The following is a 12,228-nucleotide window of genomic DNA, read 5'->3' as shown; positions in this document are numbered from 1 at the left end:
CCTCAGCTCGTACTCGTGCGATGCACGACATCTCGGATGGCGGCCACGGCCTCGGGATTCTCCGCACCCGACAGATCGCCGGGATCAGCGTCGATGGCGGCAGCGCGAACCGCGCGCCGCAGAATTTTGGCGGACCGCGTCCTCGGCAGTGCCTCCACGACCCAGACCTTCGCCGGTGCGAACGGCTTTCCGACACCGGTCGCCACCAGTCGGCGCAATTCCTCGGAGACGCCCTCGACCGCGGCTCCCGGTCGCGGAACCCAGAAGGCCCAGACACTTTCGCCCTTCTTCGGATCCGGCACCCCGACGGCGGCGGCTTCCGCGACCGCCGGATGGGTGGTCAGAACGGATTCGACCTCGGCAGGCGCCAAACGTTTACCCGCGACATTCATGACGTCGTCGGACCGGCCCAGGATGTACCACTGCCCGTCCTCGTCGACGCGGGCGTAATCACCGTGGCACCAGATTCCGGGGAAGGTGGACCAGTAGGACTCGAGGTAGCGCTCCCGGTCTCGCCAGACCCCTCGGGTCATCGCCGGCCAGGGCTGGCGGCAGACGAGCTCACCGATACTGCCGCGCAACGACTTTCCGGCATCGTCGACCACGTCGACATCCATGCCCAGCGACGGTCCGCCCAGTGAGCAGCTCGGAATCGGTTCCACGGGGTAGGGCGCCAGGAACGAGCCGCCTACCTCGGTACCGCCGGAGAAGTTGATCACCGGAACCCGGCCACCGAGGACCTGCTCCGCGAGCCAGTCGTAGGAATCGGGATCCCACGGCTCACCGGTCGATCCGAGCACATACACCGAACCCAGCTCCCGCGCGGCGATGTCGGCGAGGGGCGTCGACTTCAGCGCACGGATGAGCGTCGGGGAGACACCCAGCATGGTGATCTCGTGCCGCTGCACCAGATCCCACAGCCGACAGGTATCGGGAACGTCGGGAGAACCTTCGTAGAGCAGCAGGGTGGCGCCGTTGGCGTGGGTGCCGAACGCCGACAGCGGACCCATGACCCAGCCCATATCGGTGATCCAGCAGAAGATGTCGTCCTCGTTGATATCGAAGGAGTAGGCGACCTCGGTCGCGACCTTGATCGTGAAACCGGCGTGGGTGTGGACCGCGCCCTTCGGTTTCCCGGTCGTGCCGGAGGTGTAGCCGAGCATCAATGTCTGCATGGCCGGGAAGGGGCGGAAAGCGTAGGGTTCGACGGCCTCGTCGACCAGGGATCCCCACGCCGTGACGGTGACATTCAGGCCAGCGAAATCGACCGGGTCACCGATATTTTCGACAGCGACAACCGAGCGCACCGAGGGTGTCTGCGCCAGCGCCTTGGCCAGCTCGCCCGCCATGCCGACCTTGCGCCCGCGCCGAATCGTCCCGTCCGCGACGACGACAGCCTTGACCTGCGCGTCGTTGAGCCTGGAGGCGATGGCGGCAGCGGCGAAGCCGGAGAACAACGGCACGAGTATCGCGCCGATCCCCGCTGCGGCGTAGCAGGCGATCACCGCCTCGGGGATCATCGGCAAATAGATGGCCACCGCGTCGCCCTCACCCACCCCGAGTTCGACCAGCCCTGCGGCGACCCGCCCGACCTGCTCAGCGAGTTCGCCGTAGGTAAGCGTGTGGACCGAGCCGTCCTCCGCCTCGTGCACGATCGCAGCACGATCGGCAGCCGTTTCGAGCCAGCGGATGAGGCAGGCGTCGACCGCATTGAAAGTGCCGCCCACGAACCACTCCGGGAACTCGACGCCCGCCGAGAGGTCGAGGACCGATTCGTACGGTGTCGCGAACGGGATACTCAGGTCGGTCACGGCCGCATCCCAATACCAGGACACATCCGCCGTCGACCGCCGACGAAGTTCGTCGATCGAGTCGATGCCCTGGGCTCGCGCCAGCCGCATCACGTTCGCGTTCTCGACGTATTCAGGAGTTGGATTCCACACGTAGGTGCTCATCACGCCGCCTTTCTCAGCTGCGAGGCATTCCGAGCACACGCTCGGCAGCGATGTTGCGTTGAATGAAAGTCGACCCGCCGGCGATGGCGGTTCCACGTGCCTGATACGCGAGCCGCAGCCAGCGCTGCTGATCGGCGTCGGCATCCTCGGCGAGACCGAACTGTCCGCCGAATTCAGTCAGTTCGAGCCCGAAATCGGCGATGTCCTCGACCAAGGGACAGAAATACAACTTGCCGATGGAGGTGACCGGGCCCGGCGGCTGCCCGGATGCCGCACCTGTAATGACTCGCTGCCCGATGAGGTAGTGGATCAGCGCGCGACCGTAGAGGTCGGCGATGCGGTGTCGGATCTCGGGTGTGGCGCTCAGAGGTTTGCCGTCGTCGTCGATCATGCGTTTGACCTGTTCGATCAGATCGGCGACCGCCCTGGTGGTGTTGACCCGCCCCGTTGCGATCCCGACGCGTTCGAAGGCCAGGGTCCCCATCGCGACTTTCCAGCCGCCGTCGACCTCGCCCACCACGGCATCGTCAGGCAGAAAGACGTCATCGAGGAACACCTCGTTGAATTCCGCCTCGCCCAGCATGTGCGCGAGCGGGCGTACAGTCACCCCTTCCGCCGACATCGGCAGCAGGAAGTATGTGATGCCCCTGTGGCGATCACCGCCGCCGGTGCGGGCCAGCAGGATCGCGTTGTCGGCAACCTGCGCCCGGGAGGTCCAGATCTTCTGTCCCTGAATTTTCCAGCCATCGTCGACCCTGGTCGCTTTAGTCCGCAACGACGCGAGATCGGACCCGGATTCCGGTTCGGAGAACAGCTGGCACCAGATCTCCTTGCCCTCCAGGATCGGCTGCAGGTACCGCTGCTTCTGCTCGATATTGCCGAAGGCGACGATCGTGGGTCCCGCGAAGTCCTCGCCGATGATATTGAGCCGCTCCGGGGCGCCCGCGCGATCCATCTCCTCGTTGAAGATGGCCTTGATCTTCGCGTCGGCACCGGCACCACCGTATTCGGGGGGCCATGACAGACCGGCGAAGCCGGCCTCGAACAGTTTCCGCTGCCACACCGACCAGAAACCGCGCTTGTCCTCGAGCCGCGCCGGTTCCGGCCACGGCAGCGTCGGCAGGGTCTCGCTCAGCCAGTCACGAATGCGCGAGCGGAATCGCGCTTCCTCCGGCGAATCGCTCAGTTCCATCGGCACCTCCACATGCTAAGGACCAACGTTACAATAGGTCAGACCAAAAAATCCAGGGAGGTACCCCATGACGAGCCCCCCGGCTCGGGCGTTGCCCGCCGGCACCGTCCTCGACGTCGTATCGTTCGAGGTGGAGGCCGGTAAGGTGCAAGAATTCACCACCGCAACACACGCGGCCGACGCGATACACACCAGCGAAGAAGCCGCCACGACCGCGGGATTCGCGAGCATCCCGGCAACCCCGACCCATGTGGTGGTCGCTGGCCATCATCGAAATCAGCAACAGTTCGTGCAGGCACTCGGATTGGCCATCGAGCGGGTGGTGTTGGGCTCGATGGAGTGGCACTACACGCGCCCGCCGGTCGTTGGCGACCGCCTCACCGGAACCCGGCGAGTCGCCGGCGATACCACGAAGGCAGGTAAGCGCGGCGGCGTGATGCGCCTGGTCACCCTCGAGACGGACTGGATCGACGAGGCGGGTGACACGGTTGTGACACAACGCGAAGTCCTGATCGAGAGAGGCGCATGATGTCTCGCACCCCTGTCACACTGACAGCCGAACAAGAGCTCGAGCCGCGACGAATCGGGCCGGTCACCCAGACCGACATCGTCCGATTCGCCGGTGCGGGTGGCGATTTCAATCCGCTGCATCACGATGCCGACTATGCTGTCCGCGCCGGACTACCCGGTGTCATCTCGATGGGCCAGATGCAGGCCGGCATGCTCGCCGCCTGGGTCGCCGACCTGGTTCACGTCGAACACATGGTCTCGTACTCGGTGCGTTTCGCCTCACCACTGCGCATCGGCGAGACACTCGAACTCGGCGGCCGGGTCGAATCGGTCGACCCGGTCACCGCTACCGCTACGTTGTCCGTGCACGCGAAATCCGCCGATCGCGTTGTGATCAGCGGTGCCGCGCAGGTACGAGTTTCCCTGCCGGACTGACGTTTCGGGCGGATGAGTTCCGCCGGCCGAAGCGGGTGATGTCAGGAAGACCGCAGGCTGTGCCGCCCGGCGCGACCTGCCATCACCCGCTCGAGCGTCGCGCTGTCTAGGGAACCAGAACGATCTTGCCGAATTCGCCGCCGGCCTCCAGCCTGCGATGCGCCTCGGCGGCATCGCCGAGCGGATAGACATCCGCGATGGTCGGCGGGGCGACCACGCCAGTCGAGACGAGATTGAGCAGACTACGGAAATCGCCCGGACCGCCCATCGTGGTACCCAGCAAGCTGTACTGGCCGAAGAAGAAGCTGCGAACGTCCATAGTGGCCTGTTCGGCAACATTGGCACCCAGGACGACCAGGCGCCCGCCGGGCCGCAATGCCTGAATGGACCGTTCCCACAGTCCAACCGGATCCAGGATCACATCGAAACCGTCGCCGTTCGGGGACAACGCTCTCGCCTGCGCCGGCCAGTCGTCGCGAACATGCAGAACGCCCCCGGCGGCACCACTGTTGCGAGCCCTGGCCAGCTTCTCCTCCGTCGATGCGGTAACGAAGGTCTGTGCTCCGAGGGCGGTCGCGAGCGACAACGCCATGGTGGAAACACCGCCGCCCGCACCGATGATGAGCAGTGATTCGCCCGCACCGAGCCCAGCGCGAGTCACGAGCGCGCGATAAGAGGTGACACCGACCAGTGGTAGCGCCGCCGCCTCTTCCCACGAAAAGGCGGCCGGCTTGGGCGCCAGGCATTCCTCCGGCACGGCGATGCGCTCGGCATAGGTCCCCGGCGTCCGGTCGCCCAGTATCTCGAAACTCGCTGCGGGAGCGTCGATGTGATCACCCCAGAACAGCGAGGGCGCAATCACCACCTCTTCACCGGTATCGGTGCGCACGCCCGCGCCGTCCGCACCGGGCGTGTGTGGCAGCGGAGACAGATATCGGCCACGACGCACCAGGACGTCGTGCCAGTTCAACGCACTCGCTCGCAATTCGACCGTCACCCAGCCGGGACGGGGAGCCGGCTCTTCGGCCCAGCAGCAGCGCAGGACTTCCGGTCCGCCGAACGCCGACATGACGATCGCTCTCATGGATTCACCCGCTGCGCGGTTACGGTCGCAACGGCGCACGCCTTGTCCGACGAGTTCGAGGCGGTGACACGTACCACCGCGAGCGAACGCGCGCTGTGCACGACCTCGGCACAGAATGTCGTCACATCCTCGGCATGACCCGGCCGCACGAAGACGATATCGATACTCGTGCTGCGGTAGTCGCCTTTCGCGCCGAGCACCGAAAGAGCGGCGAATTCCGATGCGCAGATGAGGATTCCGCCGTGCACATTGCCGATTCCGTTGGCCGCCAATGCCGTAGCGGGCATCTCGACGACGCCGCGCCCGGCATCGCGAATGCCCAAGGATTCGCGGATTGTCGTGGTGTTCGGGGGTGCGGTGAACGGCACCGCGGGGGCAGTCGGCGGTCCGCTTACCGATACGAGATGCGATCGCTGGGTGATCAACGCGATGGCGGCGCCTGTCGCGTCGGCTAGCACGCCGCGAGTCAGGCCACCCCGATCGTTCCTGGCGACCAGCTCACCCGTGACGGCCAGCCGTGATCCGTCGACCGGCGGATCCGCAAGGAAGTCGAGCCGAATACCGAGACTGACCGGCCACCGGTCCCGCGGCGAGCCGGCCGCGACGATATAACCGGTGACATCGTCGAGCGGAACTCCCAGAGCGCCCCGGCTGAAGCCCGCCACCGGATCCAGCAACCACGGGCCCGATTCCACGGTCAGCTCCGCCCACTGTGGGGACAGGCTCACCGCACCAACGCGAACCAGCGCCTCGGCTCCGCTGACCAGAAAATCTGGAGTGGGCACGGGCGTCACGCTCAACGAGCGCCCGCCGCTGTGGGCTGGTTGAGTTCCGCTGCGATCCGCATGCGCAGCAGGTGCTTCTGAATCTTCCCGGTCGCAGTCATCGGCAGTTCATCGATTGCGATGACACGCTCCGGGGTCTTCTGGACGGCGACACCCCGATCCGTCAGGTATGCACGCAGTTCCTCCACCGTCGGCGCGGTGTGCCCCTCCTTCGCAACCACATAACAGCACACTTTCTCTCCCAGCCTCGCATCGGGCATACCTACTACGGCGAGTGCGACCAGATCCGGATGATCGGCCAGTTTGTCCTCGACCTCGCGAACACTGATATTCATCCCGCCACGGATCACGATGTCCTTGGTGCGGCCGGTGACCCGCACGTATCCGGTGTCGTCCATGACGCCGAGATCACCTGAACGCGAGAAGCCGTCCGGGGTGAACAGTTCGGCGGTCTCCTCGGGGCGATTCAGATACTCGATCATGTGCGACGGCCCGCGGTAGGCGATGTCGCCCTCGGCGCCTCGGGGCAACTCCGCACCCTCCGACCCGACGATCTTGACCTCGGCCCCCGGCAATGCGGCGCCGTCGGAGGTGATCGCGCGCCGCGGATCTCCGTTGATGCGGCAGGTGGTTGTCGACAGATTTTCGCTGCGCCCATAGAGCGACAGCACAGTGGTAGTGGGGAGTTCGGCCTTCGCGTGCTCCACGACCGCGGCCGGGATCGGCGCTCCCGCACAGACCCAAACCCGAAGAGTCGACAGGTCGAACTCCGGATGTTCCTCGGCGGCTACTACCAGAGTCTGCAGAAAAGTCGTCGCCGTGACCGCGGCAGTACATCCGAAGCGCTGGATCTCGGCCAAGCCGCGCACCGGATTCCACTCCGCCATCAGGTGTGTCGATGCACCCGCGATCAAAGGAATCAGCACGCTGGTCACCAGACCGGTCGTATGCGTGATCGGCGAGGGACCGAACTGGACGTCGGCCTCACCGTGCTCGAAAGCCTCCACCAGCGCCCGCGCTCCCGAGGCATAGGTGTTGAAGGTGTGCACACACCCTTTAGGACGCGACGTCGTTCCGGACGTGTAGACGATGACGAACGGGTCGTCCGGGTGCGCCCGGACATCGAGCTCGGCCTCGACCTGTGCGGGATCGACGGCGCCGATGATGAGATCCTCGAGTACCTCGATCCGCCGTTCGGCCAGTGATTCACGGGCATCGTCCGATGCGCGCACCGCCACGATCGCCTCGAGGGTGTCGCTGTCCTGACGAATCCGCTCGTACATCGACAGGTAGTCGAAGCCCTTGAACTCGAACGGAACGATGGCCATTCGGACCAAGGCGTCCGAAACTACATGGGACACTTCGTCTTTCCGATAAATCGGCATGACCGGGACGGTCACCGCACCGATCCGCGCCAGCGCGGCCGCGGCCACCACGAAGGCGGTCCAGTTCGGCAACTGCACAGCCACGCGATCGCCAGCACGCAACCCGCGCCGGTGCAGCCCCAGCGCGAGCCGTTCGGCAGAGTCGTAGAGCTCTGCGAACGTCAGAGCATAGGTACCGTCGGTCACGAACACCTTGTCCGGCTTGGCCTCGGCCTGTGATCGCAACAGTTCGGTGAAGTTGACGTCGGCCCACTGACCGCTCGCATAGAACTCATCGATCTGCGCCCAGGTGTATCTGCCGCGATTCCGCTCGCTGCTCATGGTGCCCATCCTCTATCAGTGCGTCGCACGCTATGCCCAAAGATTAGAATGGTTAGACCTAAACTCGCAACCCTTCGTCGCCTCGACCTCGCTGACGCAGAACATGCGCGCGACCGCCGAAATGGCTCATGAACAGGCACTCAAGCAAGATTGTCGCGAGTGTCGCCACAAGTTCGGCAGGAAGGTTCGTCAAATCACAGACCGTTCAGTTCGCCGACATATGCGTGACGCCTCTCTCACCGAACGTGCGGGCGCACCCTCCGGACCCTGCCGAGAACGACGGCAGTGCGCGCATTCGAACCGGGCCCGGCAGCAAGAGAACAACTGCCGCAATACGACTTGCTCCAAGCAACCTCGATACAGCACCCCGATAGGACGACGATCGATTACCGGCCAGCCGTAACACGACCCGCCAGAGCCAGGATCCGCTCCGCTTGCTTCAAATGTGGCAGATCGAGCATCTTCCCATCGAGTGCGATGGTTCCCACATCGGACGAGAATGCTTCGACGACGCGCTGCGCGAACTCGACCTCCTCGAGTGAAGGCGTGAAGGCGGTATTGATCGTATCGACCTGGCCGGGATGAATGGCGATTCGCCCGCTGAATCCCTCGGCGCGGGCACGGCGAGAGGATTCGGCCAGGCCGTCGTTGTCACGGATGTCCACATACAGCGTCTCGACGGCCTCGACGCCCGCGGCCCGAGCACCCATCAGCAGCAGCGATCGCACCAGCCGATAAGTGGTGGCCCAGGTGCCGTCGGGCCCGAGATTCGTCGAAGCACCGAGGGCCGCACTGAGATCTTCCGCACCCCAAGTCATTCCATACAAACGAGCAATCCCGGCAGCGGCGAAATCGCCGAGGCGGAAAGGCGCGATCGGCGTCTCCGTCGCCACTGGCAGCACTCGAATACCCCCCAAGGGCAGACCGTGCGCGGACTCCAGCGCCTCGAGATAGTGGTGCACGCGCAGAACGTCGACCGGTTCGTCGATCTTGGGAATCATGATGCCGGCCGGTCGCGAACCGACCACCGCAACCAGATCCGATAACGCGTACTCGGATTCGATCGGATTGATCCGCACCCACAGTTGCGGACCTCGCTCGGCGACCGAACCGGCGGCGATGAAGTCCGACACCATGCGCCTCGCCACGGATTTCCGTCCGGCGCTCACGGCATCTTCCAGATCCAAGATCACCGCATCCGCCGACGAGTCGGGGACCTTGGCGATCTTCTTCTCGCTGTCGCCCGGTACGAACAGAAACGAGCGGATCGGGGCGGTCATCGCGGCCTCCTCCGCTGCAGGCCAGACCGCTTGCATGAGGCGACCAGCACGTCGTGCTGATTGAACGCCTGGTGCAGGAACACCACGATGCCCTGGTCCGGCCGCGACTTGGAATCGCGCAATTCGAGGACCTCGGTCACCACATGGATGGTGTCGCCGTGGAACAGCGGCCTGGGAAAGCGCACCTCATCCCAGCCGAGGTTCGCTACCGCCGTTCCCAGCGTGGTGTCACCGACCGAGATGCCCACCATCAGCCCCAGCGTGAAGGCACTGTTCACAATTCGCTGCCCGAACTGCGTGCCCTTCATGTACTCCTCGTCGAGATGCAGAAGCGCCGGATTGTGCGTCATCGCAGTGAAGAGGACGTTGTCCGTCTCGGTGACCGTACGCCGAATCGCATGCTCGAACCTCTGCCCGACCGATAGCTCGTCGAACCACACACCAGCCACGTTGTCTACCTCCAAGTCGACCAATTAATTGTCATATGGTACGACCAATTGACCAGAAGGGTCAATGCCGCCGCTGCCGGACTCAGAGCCGGCGGTCCATCGCCACCGCAGGACTGCATGTCGATCGGGTGTTTATGGACATACCATATACCTGATAAGGTGTGGGTTGAGTCACATGACGTCGTCGCCGACGATCCACCGCCGCGCGTCGGTGACGACTTGCTCGAGGAGTGGACAGTGGCTGTGCAATCAGCGACGATGCCGATTCGCCCTGCGGACGACGCCAATGTCGCAGAGCGAGCATTCGCACAGTTACTGCAGGCGATCGGCCCGGAGCCGGAACTGCTGCGACTCCAGGAGTTCAACCCGAGCCTATCCCTGGTACGCGACTACGCCAGCAACGCGTTGCGCGCCGGACTTCCGTCGCGGGAGATCACCCTGGAGGTCGCGACCATCCTCACCACCGTCGACCAGGCCATACGGGCGGATATCGCGCGACGTATGCGCGTGCACAGCAAACAGTTCGGCGGCTTGGCGCGGGTTGTGCGCGAAATCGACAACGCACCCGGAGCCACGCTGTCGCGGGTGTTGACCCGCGAGCTGTGTACCGCGCTCGGCTATGGCAAGGCCATGTATTCGGTGGTCTCCGGATCGTGCTGGTCGCCGGTGACGGTCTCGGTAAACCCCGAGCTCGGCGCCACTTTCGCTCCTCTGGTCGCCGCCGTCGACGGCAGGGCGATTCCCCTGCGCGACGCGCCGCGGGAAGCGGAACTGGTTCGACGCCGCCGCTCCTACGCGGTAGGACCTTCCGAAATCAACCGCCACACCTATCGTCCACTGTTGGATCTGAGCCGCCCTGCGGGGTATCTCGCCGTACCGATCGTCGTGGCGGACCGTGCGGTCGCGATCGTTCATGTCGACCGGCACTACAACGACCTGAACGAGGCCGACTTCCACCTGATCACCAGCCTGGCACAGGCATGCGCGTTATCGATGGAGTCGTCGCGATTGCGGACGGCGATCGCTGAACAGAATCGACGCACCGCCGCCGAGCTGGACAAACTCGGCCGCGCGTTACGTGAACTCGAAAACACCGACGTAACCCTGGACAACCTGGGGGGGCCGACCGCCGATCTTTCCGACTATCGCGAATATACCTCGCACACAACGGATTACGTGACGTCGCTGACGGCGCGCGAAAGGGAGGTGCTGGCACTGATCGCCACCGGCGCCACCAATGCGGCGATATCGCACAGGTTGTGCATTTCCGACGGCACGGTGAAATCACATGTGCAGCGCATATTCCGAAAGATCGGCGTCGCGACCAGGGCGGAAGCCGCGGCACTGTACGCCGGCCGCCGAATGCAGCCGGATCCTTCGGCATGAGCTCGCCACCGGGCGACCACTGCGATCACCCGACAACCGAGGATGTGATCGCCGCGATGCGTACCGCTTCCGGCCCCCGGCTGGCCGGGCTCGGTCGTCAACTCGCCGATCTCCTCGAACACGAACAAGCGCTGCGAGAAAGGGAGATCGACGTGCATCGTTGCGCTGTCGGACGCCTGCAGCAAGCGGTTACAGACCTCGTGACAGCCACTTCCAGTGCCGAACTGTTGCGCCGCACCTGCGCGGCACTGGCCGGTATTTGCTCCGCGAGGCTCGTTCTCGCCTCCAGTATCGAATCCGGTCGAGCACGACCCATCGCGAGCTACGAATCCGGCGGCGCGAGCACGATTCCGGCGAGCTATCGTTGGCATCCGGATTCGGCGGAGTCGCGTGCGGTTGTTTCGGGAAACAGCTCGTTCGACTACCAACCTGCACCCGAGCTGAGGGACCTGTTTCCTCAGGGCTGCACGGTCATCGCCGTTTCGGTCGACGAGATCCCGGTGGTTCTCGTGCACATAACCGGGAAACTCGCAGCTGCACAGCATGATTCAGCTACTCTGTTGCTGGAGATGCTCGGTAACTGCCTGCGTCGACTGGGCTTGTCGGCCCGCCGGGCAAGGCAGCTCGAATTATTGCGCTCCAGTGGGATCGCACGCGAACATCAAAACAAGGTCTCACAGAGCGAAACGGAATCTGCTCCCCCTACCCCGTGGGGGGAACCGCTGACCGAGCGGGAGAGCGAGGTTCTGCGCCTGATACTCGAGGGCGCATCCAACACAGCCGTCGCCACCGAACTGGTCATCACTGTCGATACAGTGAAATCTCATGTCAAACGGATCCTACGGAAGCTGGGGGCGACGAACCGAAGGGAGTTGATCGCCCGCCATGCCGCTCTCACAAACCGTTCGCTTCCGCCACCGTCACCGTGATTGTCTCCATGTCCGCCCGCAGCACCAACTGACATGACAACCGTGAGCAAGGCCGCGCTGCATCGAGGAATTCGAGCAGATCCTGTTCCTCCATCGACGCCTCGTCGAACGCCTCGGCGGATTCGGCTTCGACATACACATGACAGGTAGCGCACGAGCAGCTACCACCACACTCGGCGACTATCCCGGGCAGGTTGTTGCGTACGGATCCGTCCATCACTGTCTGCCCCGCCGGGACATCGACCGAACTAGCCGAGCCATCGGGCAATCGATAAACAACGGTGGGCATGGGTTCCTCCTTCGACAGATGAAGCGCTGACTAACAGCGAATCCAGTCTGCGAAGCACCGAGGGCCCCGACGTCCCCACGACGGCCGATTACTACCGGTCATCAGGATGATCCCCACCCGGCAAATCACCCTTTCTGCCGACACTCTTCCGGCGCCGGTGTGATGTGACTCACCCACCGCGCTGACACGCTGGGAACCACTTCCCGATCGTCGAACGAGGAAAAGACC

General features: G+C 64.3%; 12 protein-coding genes. 4 read left to right on the top strand and 8 right to left on the bottom strand.

Annotated elements, in window-relative coordinates; all coding sequences use genetic code 11:
• Nucleotides 1-2: 2 nt before the first annotated feature.
• Both NV1_RS30920 and NV1_RS30915 read right to left on the bottom strand, forming a co-directional pair.
• Entirely contained in the window at nucleotides 3-1,955 is a 1,953-nt protein-coding gene (locus NV1_RS30920; RefSeq protein ID WP_067899443.1) for an AMP-binding protein, read from the bottom strand.
• A gap of 13 nt (nucleotides 1,956-1,968) precedes the next feature.
• On the bottom strand, nucleotides 1,969-3,147 hold the full coding sequence (locus NV1_RS30915) for an acyl-CoA dehydrogenase family protein (RefSeq protein ID WP_067899666.1): 1,179 nt from the start codon (nucleotides 3,145-3,147) through the stop codon (nucleotides 1,969-1,971).
• Nucleotides 3,148-3,214: 67 nt separating this feature from the next.
• Between NV1_RS30915 and NV1_RS30910 the strand changes: the two genes are divergently transcribed.
• Together NV1_RS30910 and NV1_RS30905 are read left to right on the top strand one after the other, a co-directional pair.
• Entirely contained in the window at nucleotides 3,215-3,676 is a 462-nt protein-coding gene (locus NV1_RS30910) for an FAS1-like dehydratase domain-containing protein (RefSeq protein WP_067899441.1), read from the top strand.
• A complete protein-coding gene (locus tag NV1_RS30905) occupies nucleotides 3,676-4,092 on the top strand; it encodes a MaoC/PaaZ C-terminal domain-containing protein (RefSeq protein WP_067899439.1) in 417 nt (138 codons plus the stop codon). Before NV1_RS30910 ends, NV1_RS30905 begins: the two co-directional genes overlap by 1 nt.
• A 106-nt stretch (nucleotides 4,093-4,198) precedes the next feature.
• Here the strand turns inward: NV1_RS30905 and NV1_RS30900 are convergent, their stop codons facing one another.
• The 5 genes from NV1_RS30900 to NV1_RS30880 form a co-directional block, all read right to left on the bottom strand.
• Nucleotides 4,199-5,176, bottom strand: a complete 978-nt coding sequence (locus NV1_RS30900) for a zinc-binding dehydrogenase (RefSeq protein ID WP_067899438.1) — start codon at nucleotides 5,174-5,176, stop codon at nucleotides 4,199-4,201.
• The gene (locus tag NV1_RS30895) at nucleotides 5,173-5,961 is read right to left on the bottom strand and encodes a PaaI family thioesterase (protein WP_307630556.1); all 789 of its coding nucleotides are present in this window, start codon (nucleotides 5,959-5,961) and stop codon (nucleotides 5,173-5,175) included. Before NV1_RS30895 ends, NV1_RS30900 begins: the two co-directional genes overlap by 4 nt.
• Nucleotides 5,962-5,972: 11 nt before the next feature.
• Complete coding sequence (locus NV1_RS30890; RefSeq protein WP_067899664.1) at nucleotides 5,973-7,667, bottom strand: AMP-binding protein; 1,695 nt, start codon at nucleotides 7,665-7,667, stop codon at nucleotides 5,973-5,975.
• Nucleotides 7,668-8,053: 386 nt separating this feature from the next.
• Entirely contained in the window at nucleotides 8,054-8,947 is an 894-nt protein-coding gene (locus tag NV1_RS30885; protein WP_067899661.1) for an HpcH/HpaI aldolase/citrate lyase family protein, read from the bottom strand.
• The gene (locus NV1_RS30880; protein ID WP_067899434.1) at nucleotides 8,944-9,396 is read right to left on the bottom strand and encodes a MaoC family dehydratase; all 453 of its coding nucleotides are present in this window, start codon (nucleotides 9,394-9,396) and stop codon (nucleotides 8,944-8,946) included. Before NV1_RS30880 ends, NV1_RS30885 begins: the two co-directional genes overlap by 4 nt.
• A gap of 48 nt (nucleotides 9,397-9,444) precedes the next feature.
• On the opposite strand from NV1_RS30880, the gene NV1_RS30875 reads away from it, so the two are divergent.
• Nucleotides 9,445-10,782, top strand: a complete 1,338-nt coding sequence (locus NV1_RS30875; RefSeq protein WP_245714005.1) for a LuxR C-terminal-related transcriptional regulator — start codon at nucleotides 9,445-9,447, stop codon at nucleotides 10,780-10,782.
• Between the two features lie 44 nt (nucleotides 10,783-10,826).
• Nucleotides 10,827-11,711, top strand: a complete 885-nt coding sequence (locus NV1_RS30870) for a helix-turn-helix transcriptional regulator (protein ID WP_169813446.1) — start codon at nucleotides 10,827-10,829, stop codon at nucleotides 11,709-11,711.
• On the opposite strand, the gene NV1_RS30865 is transcribed toward NV1_RS30870, so the two are convergent.
• Nucleotides 11,677-12,000 (bottom strand): 2Fe-2S iron-sulfur cluster-binding protein, encoded by a 324-nt coding sequence (locus tag NV1_RS30865; RefSeq protein WP_067899430.1) that lies wholly within the window; start codon nucleotides 11,998-12,000, stop codon nucleotides 11,677-11,679. The genes NV1_RS30870 and NV1_RS30865 overlap by 35 nt on opposite strands.
• Nucleotides 12,001-12,228: the final 228 nt, after the last annotated feature.

The organism is Nocardia vaccinii NBRC 15922, assembly GCF_001613305.1.
GTDB classification, from domain to species: domain Bacteria; phylum Actinomycetota; class Actinomycetes; order Mycobacteriales; family Mycobacteriaceae; genus Nocardia; species Nocardia vaccinii.
This window is presented reverse-complemented; position numbering and strand designations above follow the sequence as displayed.

What these genes read in the sequence shown, in the direction of transcription:
- NV1_RS30920 (WP_067899443.1), bottom strand. Translation starts at nt 1,955, where the DNA reads ATGAGCACCTACGTGTGGAATCCAACTCCTGAATACGTCGAGAACGCG.
- NV1_RS30915 (WP_067899666.1), bottom strand. Translation starts at nt 3,147, where the DNA reads ATGGAACTGAGCGATTCGCCGGAGGAAGCGCGATTCCGCTCGCGCATT.
- NV1_RS30910 (WP_067899441.1), top strand. Translation starts at nt 3,215, where the DNA reads ATGACGAGCCCCCCGGCTCGGGCGTTGCCCGCCGGCACCGTCCTCGAC.
- NV1_RS30905 (WP_067899439.1), top strand. Translation starts at nt 3,676, where the DNA reads ATGTCTCGCACCCCTGTCACACTGACAGCCGAACAAGAGCTCGAGCCG.
- NV1_RS30900 (WP_067899438.1), bottom strand. Translation starts at nt 5,176, where the DNA reads ATGAGAGCGATCGTCATGTCGGCGTTCGGCGGACCGGAAGTCCTGCGC.
- NV1_RS30890 (WP_067899664.1), bottom strand. Translation starts at nt 7,667, where the DNA reads ATGAGCAGCGAGCGGAATCGCGGCAGATACACCTGGGCGCAGATCGAT.
- NV1_RS30885 (WP_067899661.1), bottom strand. Translation starts at nt 8,947, where the DNA reads ATGACCGCCCCGATCCGCTCGTTTCTGTTCGTACCGGGCGACAGCGAG.
- NV1_RS30865 (WP_067899430.1), bottom strand. Translation starts at nt 12,000, where the DNA reads ATGCCCACCGTTGTTTATCGATTGCCCGATGGCTCGGCTAGTTCGGTC.